Raw genomic sequence first — 21,609 nt, forward strand, 5'->3', positions numbered from 1 at the left:
TTTAAGGTGCTAAACGTCTTTTAATTCGTTTAAAAATTGATCGATTGTTCTAGCATCTTCAACCGAAAACTTGCCAATTCTTGTCCGCCTTAAAGCAGAAAGATGAGCGCCAGAATTTAAAGCTTTTCCAAAGTCATAGGCTAAAGAACGAATATAAGTTCCCTTACTACATATAACTCTAAATTCAACTTTAGGAAGATTAATTTTTGTAATTTCAAATTTAGAAATTGTAATTTTTCGAGAATTTATTTTAATTGTTTCACCAGCTCTAGCCAATTCATATAGTCGTTTGCCATCTTTTTTAATAGCAGAAAAAATTGGTGGTTTTTGCTCTATCTCTCCGATAAATTGTTCTAATGTTTTATGAATTAACTCTTTGGTAATATGTCCAGTTTGATAGGTATTATCAATTTCAGTTTCTAAATCATATGATGGTGTGGTAGACCCTAAAGTAATCTCTCCCGTATATTCTTTTTCTTGAGCTTGATAAGTCTCTATTTGCTTAGTGAATTTACCAGTGCAAAGAATTAACAAGCCAGTTGCTAAAGGGTCTAGAGTTCCAGCATGGCCAACCTTTATTTTTTTGATATTGAATTGCTTACGAATAGCCCAACGCAACTTGTTGACTACCTGAAAGGAAGTCCATTCTAAGGGTTTGTCAATTAAAATAACTTGACCGTTTTTATAATCTTCAGCAGTCATTTAATTTAACTCAATAAAGAATAACCGATTGCTATAGCACCTATAATTGCACAATAAATAGCGAAATATGACAGCTTACTTTTTTTAACTAATGCAATCATCCAGTTACAGGCAAATAATCCTGAGACAAAAGCCGCAAGAAAACCAATACTCATAACACCTATTTGAGAAGATTCAAAACTTATGCCTCCACCCATGATGTCTTTAGCTACTTTACCAAAAATTAAAGGAACAACCATTAAAAATGAAAAGCGAGCAGCTTTTGTTCTATCTATACCTAATAAAACTGATGTAGAAATTGTAGCCCCCGAACGAGAAATACCTGGCAACATAGCAATAGCTTGAGATATACCAATTACAAAAGCATTGTTATAAGAAACATTTTTATTGGTATTCTTGGCTTTATCTGCCAATAAAAGCAATAGGGCAGTAATCAATAACATAAAGCCAACTAATAAAATATTACCACCAAATAAAGACTCTAACTGTTCTTCGAATAAAACTCCAATTATTACAGCGGGTAACATCGAAACAATAATTTTTAAAGAGAATTGTAATTCTTCATTCCATTTAAATTGAAATAATCCTTTGAAAATTTCTGCAACTTCTTTTCTAAATACCACAAGTGTACTTAACGCAGTGGCAAAATGTAATACAACAGTAAAAGTTAAGCTTTCTTCTGGTAATGAATTATCACCAAATAGAGCTTTTACTAATTCTAAATGACCACTAGAAGATACAGGTAAAAACTCAGTTAACCCTTGAATTAATCCTAAGATTAATGCCTCTAAAAAACTCATTAATTATCTTTCTTCGGATTTGCTAGAATAGCATAAATTTCAACAATAAGACCTATAATCACTAAAGTTGGAGCTAAGCGTATACGTCTAAAACTATAGATTTCTTCATTAAACACGTTTGGGTCATCACTACCGCCGCCGGCCATAAGAATAAAACCTAAAGCAATTATTAATAATCCGATAAGCATAATAATATAATTACGCTTTCCGAAAAGAAATTCACCTTGTGTTTTTTTTTGTTTTTTATCTTTTGCCATTGTTTTAATAGTAAAGTTCGTCTGTTCTTAAATTTAAGAATCGTTGGGTTGCAAAAAAGGCACTAATCCATGTAATAAGTAATCCAGCTAAAAGGACTGACCCAAATAAAATTGCCAGTGAAATTTTATCATCTAAGAGATTAAACTCCGGGAAATAATTATTGATATAATATACCGCTATAGCTAATGCAATTAAGGCTACCAATGCTCCAATAAGGCCAAGTTGAATACTACTCCAAACAAAAGGTCTTCTTATAAATCTTTTTGTAGCCCCTACCATTTGCATAGTTTTAATGGTAAAGCGTTTTGCATAAACGGATAATCTAATTGAATTATTGATTAATAACATGGCAATTAGTCCAAAAATACCACTAAAAACTAGTACCCAAAGGCTGATTTTTTTTACATTCTCAGTTAAAAGACCAATTAAAGGTTTATCATAAGAAACCTCAAAAACAGCATCATTTTTACTTAATTCTGCTTCAATTTCGCTCATTTTTTCAGGAGTTACATAATCTGCTTTCACAAATAAATCAAACGAATTTTTAAGAGGATTATAACCTAGAAACTCCATAAAATCTTCACCATTTTCTTGTTTAGCAATTTCTGCAGCTTTTTCTTTAGATATAAATGCCAAAGACTTAGTGTACTCTTTTTCTTTTATTGAGTTTTCAAAGCTTAAGCGCTCATCTTTTTTTACTTCATCTTTTAAGAAAACAGTTATAGAAGCTTGCTCTTTAAAATAGTCTGAAATTTTTTTAGTATTTAATACCAAAAGACCTAATAAACCGATTAAAAACAATACGAAAGCGATACTCATTATTACTGAAATGTAAGAAGATCTTAATCGTCGTTTTTGATATTTTTCAAAAGAAGTACTCATTAAAATTGCTATGAAAAAGTTGGTGCAATATACTTATTTATCATCAATATCTTGACACAATTCTATCAGTACACCATTAGTGCTTTTTGGATGTAAAAAAGCGACCAATTTATTATCAGCTCCTTTTTTTGGAGTTTCATTAAGAACTGTAAATCCTTCAGATTTTAAACGTTTAATTTCATGTTTTATATTCTTAACAGCAAAAGCTATATGGTGAATGCCTTCGCCTTTTTTTTCGATAAATTTTGCGATCGGGCTATCAGGATTTGTTGCTTCTAACAGTTCAATTTTGTTTGGACCTGATTTAAAAAAAGATGTTTTTACTCCCTCGCTAACCACTTCTTCAATTTTATAGTGTTTTTTACCTAAAAGTTGACGAAACAAATCATTCGAAACTTCTAAATCTTTTACAGCTATACCAATATGCTCTATTTTTTTCATCATCATCTAAATAAAAAATGATATTCCGCGAAAGCGAAACAATAAATAATCGTCAAAAATATAGAATTTATAATGGTTTTATAGCGTATTTTTGCCAAATGGAAACGAATAGACAGAAAAAGATAGCTGGGGTTTTACAAAAAGATCTGGTTGATGTGTTGCAAAGTGCAGCTAGGGGAGGCATGAAAGGTGTGATAATATCTGTAACAAAAGTGAATGTTACCTCAGATTTATCTCAGGCAAAAGTGTATTTGAGTGTTTTTCCTAATGATAAAAGAGATAAACTATTAGAAGGAATAAAATCGAACACTCCTTTAATTCGTCATGAATTGGCACAGAGAACAAGAGATCAGTTACGTAGAGTACCAAATTTATCTTTTTTTATAGATGACTCTTTAGATTATATAGAAAATATAGATAATTCTTTACGAGGTAAGGATGTTGATCCGATAAAAAATCCTGATGTTTTAGATAAAAGAAAGAAAATCTAATTGAACTTTCCTTTTTACATAGCTAAGAGATATTTATTTTCTAAAAGCAGTAATAATGCTATAAATATTATAACCATAATAGCAACTTTAGGTGTTATAGTTGGTGCTGCTGCACTATTTATTGTCTTGTCAGTTTTTTCTGGTTTAAAAAATTTCAGTTTAGATTTTATTCGAGTTTCGGACCCTGATTTAAAAATATCTTCTGTAAAGGGAAAATCATTTTTCTTTACTGACTCTATTGCTGATATTTTAAAAGATGAAGGTGTAGCTTCTTACTCAAAGGTTTTAGAAGAAAAAGCATTCTTTAATTATCAAGAAAAACAACATATTGCAAATATTAAAGGAGTTGATGATAATTTTTTAACTGTAAATAATATTGATACAGCTATTTATGTAGGGCAATGGATCGATAAAGAATTGTCTAATTCTGCAGTGATTGGTAATGGAATATCATCTTCACTTTCGCTTGGTACTTACGATGTGTTAGAATCATTAAAAGTTTATGTACCTAAGCCAGGTAAAGGTTATATTAATAATCCTCAAAATGCTTTTAATCAAATTAATCTGCAAACAGTAGGAGTTTTTAAATTAACAGAAGAATTAGATAAAAAATATGTATTTGCTAATTTAGAATTAACTCAAGTCTTACTTAATTATAAACCCAATCAAATATCAGCTGTAGAATTAAAGTTAAATACCAGTTTTGATAAGCACAAAGTAAAAGATAAGCTACAAACAGCTTTAGGGAACAATTTTAAGATTCAAACAAGAGAAGAACTAAATGCTGTTTTCTACAGGATGATTAATACAGAAAATATAGTATCGTACCTAATATTTACTTTAATCTTAATAATAGCACTTTTTAATGTAGTTGGGGCTATAGTAATGATGATACTAGACAAACGTGAAAATCTTAAAACATTATTTAGTGTTGGAGCAACAATAAAAGAGATAAGAAATATTTTTGTACTACAAGGGTTTCTATTAACAATTTTTGGTTTGTTTGTAGGTTTAAGTCTTGCTATAATTTTTGTATTACTTCAAAAACAATTTGGCCTTATTATGATCACCTATGATCTGGCTTATCCTGTTGAGTTTAAATTAATAAACGTATTCGTTGTTGTCTTAACTATAACTTTATTAGGGTTTTTAGCTGCGAAAATTGCAAGCTCACGTATTTCTAAAAAAATAATTCAGTAAAATTTAACATTTATAATTGTTACAAAATCAGTTAGGAAACGTCTGATTTTACGACATATATGTAATATTAACTAACTTTGCAATTCAAACCGAACGGTTATGAAAATAATAGAATCAGATATAACAAAAAATTTAGAGCTTCCATTACAGCTATTTATTAGCTTTAAACAGGTATTTGAATTTTATAAAAAATATGCAGAAGATAAAGATCATCCTTATTATAAATCTGCAAAGCAAGTAACAAAGCATTTAAGTCAGTTTCCTGAGTTAATAGATGGGTTTACAGATCATTCTTTACTAAGAAAATATGAAGATGAGGTTGATTTAATGTTAGAAGGGTTATTCCCTGAAATTTTAACACTTAATGAAATAAAAGCAGCTAGTGTTCCTTTTTCTTTTACTTCATTTAAATTCACTAAGCGATTCGAAAATATATTAGAAAATGCTGGTGATGATTATGAGTTTAAAATTCGAAATTTTGAAGAAGATCAAATGTACATTTTAGCATGTACAATGATTCTAACATTTTATTATCAAAGGCCAATCGACCTTAAAAGACCTTTCTTTTTCGATATACCTGATAAAAAAACAGGTGTAATGAAACATTATCGTGTGGCTTTTAATGGTGATTTTATGGACATTACACCTTCTGAGGATGCACCAAAGATTACAGATGAGGATATTAAGCTTTTACTTGATAATTTTGATAATATCGAAGTTTGGAAAGAAAAGTTTCCGCCAAACAGCTATATATTTAAAGGGTTTGGCTTAATGAGTTTGTTTGATGTTACAGCTGATGAAACTTTATCATCTATTAAAGAGAATCTTCTTAGAACTGATAATAACGTTGTAGCAGATTTACAGCAAAACCTTAGAGAATTCTACAACATTAAAGATTTAACATTAGGCTATTCTATTTTTGATGCTTTAAATGTTAAATTATGTGAGACTTCGGCAAAAAAATCTGAAAGTATCATATTAGGGGAAATAAATGGTGAAATTTCATGTAGTGAGGATTATTTCTGTAAAGGAGTTTTAGACACTGTATTTAACAAACATGAAATTTTAACTATTTCTGATGTAGAAGCCTATGGACGAGCAACAAATCAAAATCCTTTTTACTGGAATTTAAAATCGAAAGGTATTGGTAGTATTATTTTGGTGCCAATAAAAGCAACTTCTAACGAAGATTTAGCTCTGTTAGAGATTGCTTCTCCAAGACCATATGAGTTAAATTCTGTGAATCAACAAAAGCTCCGAGATATTATTCCAGTATTTAAGATGGCTGTAGAAAGAGCTGCAGAAGAAAATCAAAATGTATTAGAAGCTACAATACAAGAATATTATACTTCTATACATCCTACAGTAAAATGGCGTTTTTATGAAGCTGCAGAAAAATATCAGAATGAAGTATTTAATGGGGTGGAAGTTCCGCAATTAGATGATATTATTTTTCATGATGTAGTGCCATTATTCGGCCAGTTAGATATTAAGGGATCCTCTTTAGCTAGAAATACAGCCATTAAACACGATTTGACCACTCAATTGACCTTAGCTATTAATGTGCTTAAAGAGGCTAATATTAATGAGCCATTACCAATTTACGAAGAGTTAAAATTCCGCGTAAGCGAATATTTAGATGAAGTAAAAGATGGTTTAAAAGCAGGTGATGAGGTTAATATTTTAGATTTTCTAAAACGTGATATTTATCCTGTATTTAACCATGTTAAAAAAGTAAACACCAAATTAGCTAAACTGGTTAAAGTTTACATGGATCGTTTAGATAAGCATTTGCAGGTTGTTTATGAAGAGCGTAAATATTATGAGAATAGTGTTACACTATTAAACGAAAAACTAGCTAATTATATCGATAAGAAGCAAGAAGAGGCTCAGTTAATGTTTCCTCATTATTTCGAAAGATATAAGACTGATGGAGTAGAATATAATATGTATATCGGTGATTCGCTAGTTAAAAGAGAAGAATATGATCCTTTATACTTATATAATCTGCGCTTATGGCAACTACAGCTAACATGTGAAATGGAAAACTTAGCTTATAAGCTGAAAGACGAAATGGACCATGAGCTAAGAGTCGCCTCATTGATTTTAGTACATAGCAATCCAATGGCGATTAAGTTTAGAATGGATGAAAAACAATTTGATGTAGACGGTGCTTATAATATTCGTTATGAAATTATTAAGAAACGTATAGATAAGGCAAATATTAAAGGAACAAATGATCGTTTAACGGTGCCTGGTAAGATTGCTATTGTTTATTCACAAGATAAGGATGCCCAAGAATATTTAAAGTATATTAAATATTTACAATCTAAGAACTTATTAGGTGAAGTTGAACAGTTAGTGTTAGAAGATTTACAAGGAGTTTCTGGATTGAAAGCTTTACGTGTAGAAGTAATCTATCAAAAAGATTTTAATGAAAAATCAACTATTACAATAGATGAATTAATAGAAGATATTAAAGCATAATTTAATTACACTAAATAAACATAAAGCAATCTCAAAAAGAGGTTGCTTTTTTTATGGAGTAACGGGAGTTTGCATTTGAAAAGAAACTGCAAAGGCAATAACACTAACTACAATGCCTATTATAAATACTGTATAAGTTGTTCTAAGCAAATTATATTTTCTATTTAAGACTAGACCTAAAAAGTAAAGATCTTTAGTTAAAGAACTGTAGAGATAATCGCGATCTTTCATCATTTCATCCATTGCCCACTCAAAATCATCTAGCTTCATCTGATGGAAATTACCAAAGAACAATAAATTCACTTTTTTATTTTCAACATCTTCTTTAGTGAATTGCCCTTTGGTTACATTAGGCCTTGTAGCTAAAACAGATAATACAATGGAGGCTACAGTAAAAAGAACAAAAATTATGGTAGGTATAATCAAATATTGATTTGAAGGATTGTCTAGTTTCGATAATAAATTTGATAAAACTAACGATATAATAATAGCGTTGACCGAAAGCAAAATATTGGCCTTGGTATCTGCAATATCACTTAAAGTAATATGATTTCTTAAAGCTACGCGGAACATAGTTTCTATACCTCTTTCGGGCAATACTATCTTACTTTTCTTAAAGGCTAGTTCATCCTTTTTTTGTTTGAGCTTGGTGTTTTCTTGTTTTAACTTGTTTTGTGACTTTAATAACCGAGCTAGATTTTTCCCTTTCTGCTTATCCCATTTTGCGGAAGCAATATCAGAGTAAAATCGATGGTCATTTGTAAGAAAATCTATGTTTTCTTGAAGCCAATCACTTTCTTTAATTTCTTTATTTCTGGTAACTTCCCATTCTTTTTTAAGTAATTCACTATAGTCATTGTAATTTTTGCTCCCTAGATGAGAGCAGTCGGCATCGCAAATAATCTTTTCAAGCTCTGTTTGAGGCTTATATCCGACCTTTGTTGCAAGTATGAGCTTATTTATACTAGCTATATCTTCTTCAGAGACATTCTGAGTCTTTAAAAAAGCCGAAGCAATTTTTGTGCTTTCTTCTTCATGGCCATTTATCGTTTTTGAAAAACCTGTATCATGAAACCAACCTGCCGTAATCAATTGAAACTTCTCACCTTCAGTTAATTCACCTACTTCAATAATTTCTTTTAGTTTTTCTACAACGCGTTGTGTATGCGCTAAATTATGATATACAAACTTTGATTCTAGATTGTCGTTTAAATAATTAACAACAAAAGCTTCGGTAGCTTTTAATATGTTTTCCATGAAAAGGATTTTAACAAAAATAAAGATAAAAACAATATGGTATTGATTAAACAATAACTATGTAATTTTCAAAACGTTTTGTCGTACTAAACTTAGTTTAATTGCAATTGTAAATTTATCTTTACTTTTTTTAAATCAATGTATCCTTATCATAATAAAATAAAACAACGAATTAAAAATGGAGAACTCATTAAATATGAATATGTAGACAATTATAAAAGTATTTCTCCATGCTTACTACTCTATTTTAATACAGAACCATTTATACGCCCTATAAGAGAGCATCGATTTAAGGAATACGAACAAATTTTAAACTCATAATTTAGGTTTTTAAAAAAGCCTTAAATTTACTAGACATATTAATTAACTCTAAACCTCATGAAGCAGATTTTACAAATTTCCGCTTTGACTATTATATTTTTTGTATTAGCCTCTTGTGCTACCTACAATACCCATATTAAACAAGGAACAAATAATTTCAATTTTCCTAATAAAGAAATTGAACATTCTTTTTATTTGATAGGTGACGCTGGTAATTCAGATCTAGGAAATAAAACTGAGGCACTACATGAATTTCAGAAAGCTTTAAATAATGCATCAAAAAATAGTACTGCCTTATTTTTAGGAGATAATATTTATGAAAAAGGATTGTCTGGAAAGAATGCCCAAGATAGAAATTTAACAGAGCATCGTTTAAAAGTACAGGTTGAGTCCGTAAAAGAATTTAAAGGCAAAACCATTTTTATTCCTGGTAATCATGATTGGTATTCAGGCCTTAAAGGATTAAAACGACAAGAAAAATTTGTAGAGGATGCCTTAGGTAAGAATACTTTTCTGCCAGAAAATGGTTGCCCACTAGAACGTGTTACCATTTCTGATGATATAGAATTAATTATTATCGATTCAGAATGGTATATCACCAATTGGGATCACCACCCAACTATTAATGATGACTGCCAAATTAAAACCCGTAATAAGTTTTATCAAGAATTTAGAGGTTTAATTAAAAAAACCAGAGGCAAAACAACTGTTATAGCGATGCACCACCCGATGTATACAAACGGACCTCATGGTGGCCAGTTTTCATTGGGTAGTCATATGACCCCAGTTCCAATTTTAGGTACATTTAAAAATGTATTACGTAAAACAACTGGTGTATCACCTGCTGACCTTCAAAATAAACGATATAATGAATTCAAAAGACAAGTTGTAGCATTAGCGCAGCAAAATGATAAGGTGATTTTTGTTTCAGGTCACGAACATAGTTTACAATATATAGTTGAAGACAATTTGCCTCAAATTATTAGCGGATCTGGCTCTAAACTAACAGCAGTTAGAAATGTGGGGGGCGGACAATTTGCTGCTGGCAAAAATGGTTATGCTAGACTAGATATATTTAAAGATGGTTCTTCGAATGTTCGCTTTTATGAAGTCGGTAATACCAAACCAATTTTTAGCACGCAAGTTTTAAAGGCAGATGCCAAATTAGTGACAACTGAATTTGATACAAATATTCCAGCAACTGTTAAAGCTTCAGTTTACACTGACGACCAAACAAATAAGGGGGGCTTTCATAAATTTCTATGGGGAGATCGCTACCGTAAATATTTTAGTACTAAAGTAGAAGTGCCAACAGTAAATTTAGACACATTATTTGGTGGATTATCACCTGTGCGTAGAGGCGGGGGTAATCAATCAAAGTCTTTAAGGATGAAAAATTCTAAAGGTCAAGAATATGTAATTAGAGCATTAAAGAAAAACCCATCTCAATATTTACAGGCTATTTTATTTAAAGATCAATACGTAGAAGGTCAATTTGACAATACATTCACCGAGAATTTATTGTATGATGTATTTGCAGGTTCACATCCTTATGCTCCGTTAGCTATTGGTGATTTGTCTGACGCGGTTGGAGTATATCATACAAATTCTAAACTGTATTACATTCCAAAACAGAAAGCTCTAGGAGTTTATAATGATGAATATGGAGATGAATTATACATGGTTGAAGAACGTGCAGCCAACAATCATGGTGACAAAGCTAGTTTTGGCTTTTCTAATAAACTAATTAGTACTGATGATGTCTTAGAAAAATTACATAAAGATGAAGATTTTGTATTAGATGAGGTTTCTTATATAAGGGCACGCTTGTTTGATATGTTGATTGGTGATTGGGATCGCCATGATGACCAATGGCGCTGGATTGCATTTAAAGAAAATGGGAAAACAGTTTATAGACCAATGCCAAGAGATCGTGATCAAGCATTTTCTATCATGTCTGATGGATTTTTATTAGGGTCAGCTGTTACTTTAATACCAAGTGCTAGATTACTCCGTAACTATGGTGAAGATTTAAAAGATGTAAAAGGGGTTAATGTAGAACCTTATCCCTTAGATATGGCATTGATAAATCAATCAGATAAGACTATTTGGGATGCTCAAGTAAAACATATCCAAAGAGGGTTAACAGATGACGTGATTGAAAAAGCATTTCTAAATTTTCCTAAAGAAGTTAGAGATGAAACTGTAGATGAAATCAAAAGAAAATTAAAAGGAAGACGGAAGAATCTGCAAGCTATCTCAGATAGATATTATAATGTTATGAATAAATCTGTTGTTGTAAAAGGCACAGATAAAGATGATTATTTTACTATTGAATGTTCTACTAATCATCAAGTAACTATTACAGCCCAACGTATTAAAAAAGGAGAAAAAGCAGATGTTTTTCATAAAAGAACATATAATCCCGACGAAACAAAAGAAATCTGGATCTATGGTTTAGATGATGACGATGTGTTTGAGACTTCAGGTAAGAATAATAAAATAAAGATTAGACTTATTGGAGGTCAGAATAATGATACATATATTATTCCAAACGGAGGTAAAATATATGTGTATGACTATAAAAGTAAAAAGAATGATGTTTCACAAGCTAAAAAAGCCAATTTGCATTTAAGAGATGATTATGAAACAAATATTTATGATTTTAAGAAATTAAAAAATAATACAAATCAGTTTATTCCTAGCATAGGTTCGAACCCAGATGATGGATTAAGAATAGGTGTTAGTAATACATATACAGCATATGGTTTTGAACGTAATCCTTTTACCTCTAAACATACAATAGCTGCAGCATATTATTTCGCAACTAATGGATTTGATCTAAATTATAGTGGTGAGTTTGCTAATATTTTTCATAATGTTAATCTTGGCGTTGATGCTCATTTTAATAGTCCCAATTACGCAGTTAACTTTTTTGGTTTTGGTAATAGCACTCCTAATCCAGAAGCAGACGAAGATGATGGTTTTGATACAGACTTAGATTACAATCGAGTAAAGATTAGAACATTTAAAGGTGCACTGTCATTAGTTTTTAGAGGGCAGCAAGGATCTACTTTTAAGCTATCACCATTTTATGAGAGCAATGAAGTTGATAGAACAGCAGGTAGATTTATTGCTATACTTGCTCCAGACAATGTAGTTTTCGATAAGCAAGATTTTTATGGAGGCGAAGTTGAATATAAATTCGCTAATGCTGATGTAGAAGCATTTCCAACCTTAGGGATGCAAGTTTCTGTATTGGCCGGTTATAAAAATAATGTAGACACTTCTAAAGGATTTGGATATCTAATTCCAGAATTAGGTTTCGATTATAAATTAATTCCGAGTGGTCAACTAGTACTTGCTACAAAAGTTAGAGGTCATGTAAATTTAGGGGATGACTTCGAATTTTATCAAGCAGCGACTTTAGGTGCAAATACTGGTTTGCGAGGCTACAGAAATCAACGATTTACAGGTAAATCCGCATTTGTTCAATCTACAGATATCCGTTGGAATTTTGGCAATCTTAAAACCGGGTTTATGCCAATACATATTGGTATTTATGGGGGTGTAGACTATGGTAAAGTTTGGATTGATGATAGTATGGTTAATAACCCAGCTTTAAATAATATGAATGATTGGAATACTTCTTTTGGAGGTGGATTTTTTATTAACGTCGCAAACATGATGACGGGTAATATTTCTGCTTTTAATAGTGATGATAGTTTGAGATTAGCCTTTAAGTTAGGGTTTGGATTTTAAGCTAACTACATTTGCACATTAACAAAGAACAATGGATTATTACTTAATATTTACAGCATTAATTACTTTATCTGCCATTTTTGGCTACATTAATGTACGTTTTCTTAAACTGCCCAATACTATTGGTTTAATGCTCATTACTATTGTCTACACTTTAGTAGTGCTTGGATTGAGTTATTTTGATGATACATTATTAAAAGTTGAAGTTGAGTTTATACGGCAAATCGATTTTAAAGATTTGCTATTAGATCACATGCTAAGTTTCTTACTTTTTGCAGGAGCCATGCATACCAATTTTCAACAATTAAAAGTACAACGTTGGCCGATACTTCTATTTTCTACTTTAGGGGTTTTAACTTCAACATTTTTAGTTGGTGGCGCGGTATTTTTTCTTTTAAATGCTTTTGGGTTAGATGTGGCATTTATTTATTGTTTACTATTTGGTGCTCTAATTTCTCCTACAGATCCAATAGCAGTGCTTGGTATTTTAAAGAAAGCAGGAGTTCCTAAAAAATTAGAAACGAAAATTGTTGGTGAATCATTATTTAATGATGGTGTAGGTGTTGTTGTTTTTTTAACTATTTATCAGATTGCATCTGGTAGTGGAAATATATCATTTTCTGAAGTTGCTAAGCTTTTTGGTGTTGAGGTATTTGGTGGTGTTTTGTTGGGGTTAGCTTTAGGATGGATTACTTTTAGAATGCTACGTTCTATTGATGATTTTGATATTGAAGTGATCATTACACTAGCTATGGTAATGGGCGGAACCATAATTGCTCAAAAATTCCATCTGTCTGCTCCTTTAGCAATGGTAGCCGCTGGGTTAGTGGTTGGTAACGACACGGTTAGAGATTCGTCAATGTCTGAGACTACCGAACTCTATGTCGATAAGTTCTGGGAATTAATAGATATTTTATTGAATGCCATTTTGTTTGTGTTAATTGGTATGGAAATGCTAATTTTAGTATACGATGGTAAGTTTATTACTGCCGGACTCATAGCTATTCCGATTATTTTAGTATGTAGATATATATCCTTATTACTTCCTGTAAATCTATTTAAAAAGAAACTCGATTTTGTACCAAATACAAATTTGATTATGACATGGGGTGGATTGCGAGGAGGAATTTCAATTGCATTAGCTCTTGGTTTATCACAAGAAATGCATCGCGATTTGTTTTTAATAATTACTTATATAGTAGTAGTATTCTCAATACTTGTACAAGGGCTTACCATAGAAAAACTAGTAAAAAAACTACAAGTCAAAAATTCATAATGCAAAAAACTAAAGATTTAATTCAACTCTTAGAGCTTGAAAAAATTGATGATGTTACCTATTTGGGTAAAAGCAAAACTGTAGGTAGTCTGAATGTGTTTGGCGGTCAGGTATTAGCGCAAGCCATTAATGCAGCTCAAAAAACTATAACAAATAGTCGCATTTTGCACTCAATGCATAGCTATTTTTTAGAACCAGGTGATTTAACCTCACCGATTACATATCATGTAGAAATTATTAGAGATGGGGGAAGTTTCTCTACGAGAAGGATTACTGCGAAACAAAATGATATCACGATTTTTATTTTGGCCGCATCATTCCATAAAAGAGAGGAAGGGTATGAGCATCATATCAAAATAAAAGAAAATGTAAAACAGCCTGAAGAATTGAAAAGTTGGAATGATATGTTAGCTAATTATGGAGGATTTTTATCTAAAAGAGCTAAGACATTTTTAGAAATTCCTAGGCCTGTTGAATTTAAGCCAATTGAATTTTTAAATCCTTTTGACAAAAAGAACTTACCACCATATACTGATGTTTGGTTCAAATTAAAGGGAGATGTTTCCAATTTAAACTTAACTTTAAAACAGCAAATATTAACTTACATATCTGACTATAATATTTTATCAATTGCATTACATCCTCATGCAAGCAAAGCCAATTGGGGTAATACACAAACAGCTAGTTTAGATCACTCTATGTGGTATTTTAGAGATTTTGATCTTGATGATTGGTTATTGTATTCATTAGATTCACCAAGCACATCGAACGCACGTGGTTTTGCCAGAGGGAATATTTTTACTAGAGATGGAAAATTAATAGCTTCTGTAACTCAAGAAGGATTAATGCGACCTAAGGATTAATCAATTTTAAATTGATATAGATTCCCACCTGACCCATGAGAATTTTCATCGGTAATGTATAGAGTGGTGTCATTTTTAAAGCATACGCCTTCTTTTTGAGAAAGATCGGCTTCAAAAGATAATTCAGTTGCTTTTCCATTAAAGAAATCGTCATTTTTAAAATCAGTAAATAACCATGCTGATTTATGATTAATTAAAACAACTTTTTTGCCGTCATTTGAAATATCTGCAGCAGTAATCCAACACTCCATAGCAGAGCAAAATTCGAATGAATCAACATAAATAGCCGTATGATTTCCACTTTTAGCAGGCACTTTGTATAAGTTGGTTCTGCCAAATTTATTTTTAACACGGCTTTTAGTGAAAATGTACAAACTGTCATTATAAAAGAAAAAAGCTTCACTATCAAAATGCATTTGTTTCTTTTTTGGAGGAAATTTATTTTGATTTGGATATTTAAAATTGATACGTTCAATAGCAATTTTTTTATCAGAAACTAAATCAGAAGCCTTTACCTTTAATATCGTAAGATTCGTTCGCTTGTTAGCATTATTGCCAAAATCACCTATATATAAATTCCCCTCTTTGTCTGAAGTTAGATCTTCCCAGTCATGGTTTTTAGCATTAATTTTCATTACTTTTTGGATCTTTCCTTTAGTATTTACACTGTAAATTTCAGGAGCATTACCAGAATCATTTAACATCCAGATCAAATCGGGATCAGAAGTTGTTTCGATTCCAGAGACTTCTTTCAGTGTTATTGGTAAGTCGGCCAAGACTTTTAGTTGTCCAAAATTTGTACAACTATTTAATAAAAAAAGTATTAGAATAAAATAAAGGCTTCTCATTTTATACAAATTGATGATCGGCAAATTTCTCTAAAACTTCATCGAATACAGCATAAACATCTTGAGGGTCATCTGAAGTAACCATTTTTAAACGATACTCTTTAAAGTGCGGAATACCTTTAAAGTAATTTGTATAATGACGTCTAGTTTCAACAACTCCTAATCTTTCACCTTTCCAGTCTATAGACATTTCTAAATGACGACGAGCAACAGCAACACGTTCTGTAATAGTTGGTTTAGGTAAATGCTCACCAGTTTTAAAATAATGTTTTACTTCATTAAAAAACCAAGGATAACCTATGGTAGCACGACCTATCATTGCACCATCTAATCCATAATCATCTCGCATTTCTTTTGCTCGTTCTGGCGAAGAAATATCACCATTGCCAAAAACAGGAATATGCATTCTAGGGTTATTCTTTACTTTGGCAATAGGTCGCCAATCGGCTTCACCTTTATACATTTGAGCTCGAGTGCGCCCATGGATTGAAATAGCTTTACACCCTACATCTTGTAAGCGCTCTGCCACTTCTACTATTTTAATCGAATCATGATCCCAACCCAAACGAGTTTTCACGGTAACTGGCAAATGAGTTCTCTTAACCATCTCTGCAGTTAACTTTTCCATTAGACATATATCTTTTAATATGCCGGCACCAGCCCCTTTACTTACTACTTTTTTTACTGGGCAACCAAAATTGATATCGATAATGTCAGGATTTGTTTTTTCAACAATTTCTACTGAGCATAACATTGCATCTAAATCCGCACCAAAAATTTGAATTCCTACAGGGCGTTCTTTTTCGTAGATGTCTAATTTCATAACACTTTTGGCCGCATCGCGAATCAATCCTTCACTAGAAATAAATTCTGTATATACCACATCGGCACCTTGTTCTTTACATAAAGCACGAAAAGGTGGATCGGAAACATCTTCCATTGGTGCCAAAAGCAACGGGAAATCAGGTAGCTCTATATTGTCTATTTTTACCAAGACACAAATTTAATTTTTAAATTATTGAGATTGTTCTACACTAGTTACAAAATAATTAGTGTCTCCTTGCCATGGCATTGATTTATTAATTTCTTTGTAATGTAATATTACTTTTGTTCCTTGTAATTTTTCAAGTTGATCTACTACTTCTTCATTGGTTACAGAGAAACTCCAGGTATCACTCAAACCCTCATCTTCATTTTCCAAATCAATTCCTCCCAATTTTAATTGACCTTCATAGGTTTTAAAAATATACCCTTTTTTAGATATCTTAATTAAATTTCCGGCACGAGTACCTTCGCTATATGTATAATTAGCGTATAGAAAATAAGCCGCTACAGCAAGTAGGGCTAACAAGAGAATACCTTTGAATAATTTACCAAAGAAAGATTTCGTTTTTCTTACTCCAGAATCGATACTTTCTTTTATGGTGTCATCTATTTTTTCAATAGAGTCTCTCAAATTTTCTTCTTTTTTAATTGGCTCATTCTCCATAAAGGAACTTATTTTTGATTATTTTTAATAACTGCAAAGATAGTTAATTAGAGTTTTAGCTTTAACAGATTCAAACTGTAAAACATGTCAGAACACAATCATGAGGGTCATAATCATGGAGTATCTGATCTTTCAAAGATCAATAGAGCTTTTTACATAGGCATTTTCCTAAATGCTGCTTTCACAGCGGTTGAATTTGTTTATGGTTATATACATAATTCATTGGCACTTATTGCAGATGCTACTCATAATTTGAGTGATGTAGCTAGTCTAATAATTTCTTTAATTGGGTTAAAATTGACTCAAAAATCTGCTACAAGACTATATACTTATGGGTATAAAAAGGCTTCGATACTTGCTTCTTTAATTAATGCAATATTATTAATAATAGTAGTTTTTAATATTGCTAAAGAGGCCATTGAACGTTTTGACACTCCGCCAGAAGTTTCAGGAAAAGTTATAATAATGATAGCGCTAATTGGAGTTGCGATTAATACCATTTCAGCTTTTTTATTTTACAAAGGACAAAAAGAAGACATTAACATAAAAGGTGCTTTTTTACACCTTTTAGTTGATGCTTTAGTGTCAGTGGGAGTAGTGATTTCTGGAATTATGATTCATTATACAGGTTGGAATGAAATAGATTTGATTGTTAGTGTTGTAATTGCAATAGTTATTTTAGTTACTACTTGGGGTCTATTAAAAGAAAGTATTAAATTAACGTTAGATGGAGTTCCTAAAGGAATAGATATGAAGAAAGTCGAAGAACTTATACTTGCTAAAAAAGCAGTTCAGAAAGTACACCATACACATATTTGGGCTTTAAGCACAAATACAAATGCTATGACCACTCATGTTATTTTAGATAAAGACTATACGATAGATGAAATTTCAAAACTTAAAAGAGGCATTAAACATGATTTAGAGCATGAAAATATTCAACATGTCACTATCGAGTTTGAAACAGAAGAGGATCATTGTAAAAAACAGGATTGTGATTAAAAACACTTGTGTATTTTTGCGCTTTAAAATAAAATAATGAATAGATTTTTTCAGCTAGAAGTTGTTGAGGTAATAAAGGAAACAGACGATGCTGTTTCAATAGTATTTGCAATTCCACATGGTATGGAAAGTACCTTTAGTTATAAAGCAGGTCAATATCTTACATTAAAATTTAGTCTAAATGGAGAGGAAGTTAGACGTTCTTATTCATTAAGTAGTTCGCCTGTAAATGAAGAAACTTTACGGGTAGGGGTAAAACGAGTAAAAGGAGGTTTAGTTTCTAATCATATTAACGATAACATTAAAAAAGGAGATTTAGTTGATGTAATGCCGCCAGAAGGTCGCTTTATTGTCAACGTTAAAAAGGACAACAAAAAGGCCTATTATCTATTTGCTGCTGGTAGCGGAATTACGCCTATACTATCTATTTTAAAGACCATTTTATTAACTGAAGAAAAAAGTCTTATCTATATGATTTATGGTAATCACAATCAAGATTCCATAATGTTTAAAGAAGAGTTAGGCAAGCTTCAAGATGAATATAAAGGTAGATTTATTTTAGTACATTCTTTAAGTAAACCTAAAAGTAGTCTCTGGTCTAAAAAAGATAAGATAAAATATAATAAAGGGCGGGTAGATTTCGATGTTGTAAAACGGTTTATTAATGAGTATTCACAAAATGAGCTTAAAGCAGAATATTACATCTGTGGACCAGGAACAATGATTGAAGATACCAGGAAAACTTTATTAGATTTAGAGATATCAGAAGAAAGTATTTTTATAGAAAGTTTTGGAGATGGAAAAGAAGCAGAAGATAATACAGAAGGTATTTCTGAAGCTAAGCTAATTGCGTATCTAGATGATGAAAAGGTAGAGTTAACCATTTCAAAAGATAAAACAATTTTAAGAGCATTGTTAGATGAAGGATATGACCCACCGTATTCTTGTGAAGGAGGTGTATGTTCAACGTGTATTTGTAAAATAAAACAGGGATCGGCTCATATGCGTAACAATGTCGCTTTAACAGATCAAGAAGTAGAAGAAGGCTATATCTTAAGTTGTCAAGCTATACCAACATCCGAAATTATAGAAGTCGATTACGATGAGTAATTAAAAAGTAACTTGCTTTTCTACCTCTTTACCATTTCTATCCACCTTAACTTTAGTGGTATTTCCCTTTTCAAATGTAGAAAGAGCTTTCATATAATCCATCATATTTTTAATTTCAGTATCGCCGATTTGAATAACAATATCTCCTTTTTGTAGTCCAGCTTTTTGAGCTGGTTTATCTTGGCTTATGCCATCAATACGCATACCAACACCATCAAATAAATAATCAGGAATTACTCCTAAACCAACTTTAAAACGCGGTGTAGATTCACTTTCGTTTTTAGTTTTTCTAAAAGGTAATTTACCATTATCATCTAAATCCGAAATAATTGTATAGATATAATTAGATATAATTTCCATCCCTTTATAATTCAATTTTTCTGAATCATCTGATGGTTTATGATAATCACTATGTTGGCCTGTAAAAAAATGAAGCACGGGAATATCTGCGTTATAAAAACTAGTATGATCACTAGGGCCGACACCAGATTCTTTTTGTATCAATTTAAACTTGTCATTATTAGCTTTTAAAGTTTGTTTTAATATTGGTGAAGTACCAGTTCCATACACAGCTAATGTGCTATCAGCCTTTAAACGCCCAACCATATCCATATTAATCATATAATTTGCTTTTTTAATATCTATGGTCGGGTTTTTCACAAAATAATTGGAACCCAATAAACCCATTTCTTCACCAGAAAAAGCAATAAATAAATAGTTATTATTAGTGTTACTATTTTTTAATTTATTGACTAAATCGAGCATTACAGCAACTCCACTAGCATTATCGTCTGCGCCATTATGAATGGCTGCGATACTATCTCTATATAATGAACCATCACCACCTAAACCTAAATGGTCATAGTGAGCACCAATTATTATCGTTTTATCAGCTTTGTTGTCAATATAGCCAATCACATTTCTTCCAGTAATAGAACCATCTTCATTTTCGGTAAACTTGATTGATTCGTGTGGGTTGGTCTTTGGTTTAAAATTAAAATCTTGATAAAATTCATTAGTGCCTTTTGCTAATAACGAAAGATTTTCAAATCGTTTAGCAATATATTCAGCAGCTTTCACTTCTCCTTCGGTGCCTGTTGCACGACCTTTTAATGAGTCGTCAGCCAAAAAACTGACATCATCTTTAAGTGTTATACTATTATTTGAGACATCTTTTTTACATGCGAGTACGGAAATAAAAATCAAAAAGGCTATGAATCTTCTCATGTGAACTTTATTTTTGCACAAATTTAGCTAATTAACATGAAGCATTTATATATTTTTCTGGTTGTAAGTATTTTTATAAGTTGTAAAAAAGAAAAAACCAAAAGAGCCAATGAGCAGCAAAATTCTACTGAGGTTGTATCTAAAAAAGATAGCTTAATACATCCTGAAGAAGTGCATTTTAAATCTTTACGTCAAGTAACTTTTGGTGGTGATAATGCCGAAGCATATTGGAGCTTTGATGATAACCAGTTAATTTTTCAATCGAATAATACAAAATGGGGAGTTGATTGTGATCAGATGTTTTTAATGAATGTTGATCAGACTTTTGATAGTATTCCGCCGCCAATGATCAGTACTGGAAAAGGGCGTACTACTTGTGCATATTTTTTACCAGGCAATAAACATTTTGTATACGGATCTACACACTTAGCTCAAGAAAAATGCCCTGAAGCACCATTACGAAAAAATGGCAAGTATGTCTGGCCTATCTACGACAGTTATGACATTTTTGTGGCTGATCTTAATGGGAATATTGTAAAGCAATTAACGAATGAAAAAGGATATGATGCTGAAGCAACGGTATCACCTAAAGGGGATAAGATTGTATTTACATCTACGCGTAGTGGTGACTTAGAATTATACACAATGAATTTAGATGGTAGTGACGTAAAACAAATTACTAATGAATTGGGTTATGACGGAGGAGCTTTCTTTTCGCCTGATGGTTCGAAGCTTATCTTCCGTTCATCGCGCCCAAAAACTGAGTCAGCAATTAAAGCCTATAAAGATTTATTAGCGCAAGGTTTGGTAGAGCCTACCGAAATGGAACTCTACATTTGTAATGCAGATGGCTCAGATATGCGACAACTGACCGATTTAGGAAATGCAAATTGGAGCCCGTTTTTCCATCCATCTGGTAAGAAAATTTTATTTTCATCTAATTTTGAAGCTGAAAGAGGGTTTCCGTTCAATTTATACATGATCGATTTAGATGGTAAAAATTTAAAACGTATTACGCATGGAGAAACCTTTGATGCTTTTCCAGTATTTTCTAATGATGGTAAATATTTAGCGTTTTCATCTAATAGAAATAATGGCGGAGGTAGAGACACTAATTTATTTATTGCTGAATGGCAAGATTAGTTTCAATACTATTGATGATGAATAAATTTGTATAAGTGTTTTACTCAATT

The 21,609-nt window shown here is 31.5% G+C and carries 20 protein-coding genes; 10 read left to right on the forward strand and 10 right to left on the reverse strand.

Going from position 1 to position 21,609, the window contains the following annotated elements; genetic code table 11:
* Positions 1–9 precede the first annotated feature (9 nt).
* Genes truB through mce form a run of 5 tightly spaced genes read right to left on the reverse strand, consistent with a single transcriptional unit; the run spans position 10 to position 3,083 of the window.
* The gene (gene truB, locus AC3IF2_RS00545) at positions 10–702 is read right to left on the reverse strand and encodes a tRNA pseudouridine(55) synthase TruB (RefSeq protein ID WP_489165055.1); all 693 of its coding nucleotides are present in this window, start codon (positions 700–702) and stop codon (positions 10–12) included.
* A 5-nt stretch (positions 703–707) separates the two neighbouring features.
* Complete coding sequence (locus tag AC3IF2_RS00550; protein WP_489165056.1) at positions 708–1,502, reverse strand: undecaprenyl-diphosphate phosphatase; 795 nt, start codon at positions 1,500–1,502, stop codon at positions 708–710.
* Positions 1,502–1,759: a DUF3098 domain-containing protein gene (locus AC3IF2_RS00555; protein ID WP_489165057.1), complete on the reverse strand. Its 258-nt coding sequence runs from the start codon at positions 1,757–1,759 to the stop codon at positions 1,502–1,504. Before AC3IF2_RS00555 ends, AC3IF2_RS00550 begins: the two co-directional genes overlap by 1 nt.
* Before the next feature lie 4 nt (positions 1,760–1,763).
* Entirely contained in the window at positions 1,764–2,642 is an 879-nt protein-coding gene (locus AC3IF2_RS00560; RefSeq protein ID WP_489165058.1) for a cell division protein FtsX, read from the reverse strand.
* 33 nt (positions 2,643–2,675) lie between these two features.
* Positions 2,676–3,083, reverse strand: a complete 408-nt coding sequence (gene mce, locus AC3IF2_RS00565) for a methylmalonyl-CoA epimerase (RefSeq protein ID WP_489165059.1) — start codon at positions 3,081–3,083, stop codon at positions 2,676–2,678.
* A gap of 98 nt (positions 3,084–3,181) precedes the next feature.
* On the opposite strand from mce, the gene rbfA reads away from it, so the two are divergent.
* The 3 genes from rbfA to AC3IF2_RS00580 all read left to right on the forward strand — a co-directional run bounded on the left by rbfA (position 3,182) and on the right by AC3IF2_RS00580 (position 7,261).
* Complete coding sequence (gene rbfA / locus AC3IF2_RS00570; protein WP_489165060.1) at positions 3,182–3,574, forward strand: 30S ribosome-binding factor RbfA; 393 nt, start codon at positions 3,182–3,184, stop codon at positions 3,572–3,574.
* Positions 3,575–4,774 carry an ABC transporter permease gene (locus AC3IF2_RS00575; protein ID WP_489165061.1) on the forward strand — a complete coding sequence of 400 codons (1,200 nt, stop codon included), beginning with the start codon at positions 3,575–3,577 and terminating at the stop codon, positions 4,772–4,774. It begins immediately after the preceding gene.
* A gap of 99 nt (positions 4,775–4,873) precedes the next feature.
* Positions 4,874–7,261: a GAF domain-containing protein gene (locus AC3IF2_RS00580; protein ID WP_489165062.1), complete on the forward strand. Its 2,388-nt coding sequence runs from the start codon at positions 4,874–4,876 to the stop codon at positions 7,259–7,261.
* Positions 7,262–7,312: 51 nt separating this feature from the next.
* On the opposite strand, the gene AC3IF2_RS00585 is transcribed toward AC3IF2_RS00580, so the two are convergent.
* On the reverse strand, positions 7,313–8,518 hold the full coding sequence (locus AC3IF2_RS00585) for a Pycsar system effector family protein (RefSeq protein WP_489165063.1): 1,206 nt from the start codon (positions 8,516–8,518) through the stop codon (positions 7,313–7,315).
* 138 nt (positions 8,519–8,656) lie between these two features.
* Here AC3IF2_RS00585 and AC3IF2_RS00590 point away from each other — a divergent pair, with 138 nt between their 5' ends.
* Genes AC3IF2_RS00590 through AC3IF2_RS00605 form a run of 4 tightly spaced genes read left to right on the forward strand, consistent with a single transcriptional unit; the run spans position 8,657 to position 14,740 of the window.
* Positions 8,657–8,839, forward strand: a complete 183-nt coding sequence (locus tag AC3IF2_RS00590) for a hypothetical protein (protein WP_489165064.1) — start codon at positions 8,657–8,659, stop codon at positions 8,837–8,839.
* A 57-nt stretch (positions 8,840–8,896) separates the two neighbouring features.
* Positions 8,897–12,601: a metallophosphoesterase gene (locus tag AC3IF2_RS00595; RefSeq protein WP_489165065.1), complete on the forward strand. Its 3,705-nt coding sequence runs from the start codon at positions 8,897–8,899 to the stop codon at positions 12,599–12,601.
* Between the two features lie 31 nt (positions 12,602–12,632).
* Positions 12,633–13,877 carry a cation:proton antiporter gene (locus AC3IF2_RS00600; protein WP_489165066.1) on the forward strand — a complete coding sequence of 415 codons (1,245 nt, stop codon included), beginning with the start codon at positions 12,633–12,635 and terminating at the stop codon, positions 13,875–13,877.
* Positions 13,877–14,740, forward strand: a complete 864-nt coding sequence (locus AC3IF2_RS00605) for an acyl-CoA thioesterase (RefSeq protein ID WP_489165067.1) — start codon at positions 13,877–13,879, stop codon at positions 14,738–14,740. The genes AC3IF2_RS00600 and AC3IF2_RS00605 overlap by 1 nt, the downstream gene beginning before the upstream one ends.
* Here AC3IF2_RS00605 and AC3IF2_RS00610 read toward each other — a convergent pair.
* The 3 genes from AC3IF2_RS00610 to AC3IF2_RS00620 are packed head-to-tail and all read right to left on the reverse strand — an operon-like array spanning position 14,737 to position 17,077.
* Positions 14,737–15,588, reverse strand: a complete 852-nt coding sequence (locus AC3IF2_RS00610; RefSeq protein WP_489165068.1) for a hypothetical protein — start codon at positions 15,586–15,588, stop codon at positions 14,737–14,739. The two genes, AC3IF2_RS00605 and AC3IF2_RS00610, sit on opposite strands and share 4 nt — an antisense overlap.
* A 1-nt stretch (position 15,589) precedes the next feature.
* Positions 15,590–16,582 carry a tRNA dihydrouridine synthase DusB gene (gene dusB / locus AC3IF2_RS00615; RefSeq protein ID WP_489165069.1) on the reverse strand — a complete coding sequence of 331 codons (993 nt, stop codon included), beginning with the start codon at positions 16,580–16,582 and terminating at the stop codon, positions 15,590–15,592.
* 21 nt (positions 16,583–16,603) lie between these two features.
* Complete coding sequence (locus AC3IF2_RS00620; protein ID WP_489165070.1) at positions 16,604–17,077, reverse strand: hypothetical protein; 474 nt, start codon at positions 17,075–17,077, stop codon at positions 16,604–16,606.
* Positions 17,078–17,161: 84 nt separating this feature from the next.
* Between AC3IF2_RS00620 and AC3IF2_RS00625 the strand changes: the two genes are divergently transcribed.
* Positions 17,162–18,079, forward strand: a complete 918-nt coding sequence (locus AC3IF2_RS00625) for a cation diffusion facilitator family transporter (RefSeq protein ID WP_489165071.1) — start codon at positions 17,162–17,164, stop codon at positions 18,077–18,079.
* 36 nt (positions 18,080–18,115) lie between these two features.
* The gene (locus AC3IF2_RS00630) at positions 18,116–19,189 is read left to right on the forward strand and encodes a 2Fe-2S iron-sulfur cluster-binding protein (RefSeq protein WP_489165072.1); all 1,074 of its coding nucleotides are present in this window, start codon (positions 18,116–18,118) and stop codon (positions 19,187–19,189) included.
* Here the strand turns inward: AC3IF2_RS00630 and AC3IF2_RS00635 are convergent, their stop codons facing one another.
* Positions 19,190–20,416, reverse strand: a complete 1,227-nt coding sequence (locus AC3IF2_RS00635; protein ID WP_489165073.1) for a M28 family peptidase — start codon at positions 20,414–20,416, stop codon at positions 19,190–19,192.
* Between the two features lie 36 nt (positions 20,417–20,452).
* Here AC3IF2_RS00635 and AC3IF2_RS00640 point away from each other — a divergent pair, with 36 nt between their 5' ends.
* Positions 20,453–21,559: a TolB family protein gene (locus tag AC3IF2_RS00640; RefSeq protein WP_489165074.1), complete on the forward strand. Its 1,107-nt coding sequence runs from the start codon at positions 20,453–20,455 to the stop codon at positions 21,557–21,559.
* Positions 21,560–21,609 lie beyond the last annotated feature (50 nt).

Source organism: Maritimimonas rapanae (assembly GCF_057837205.1).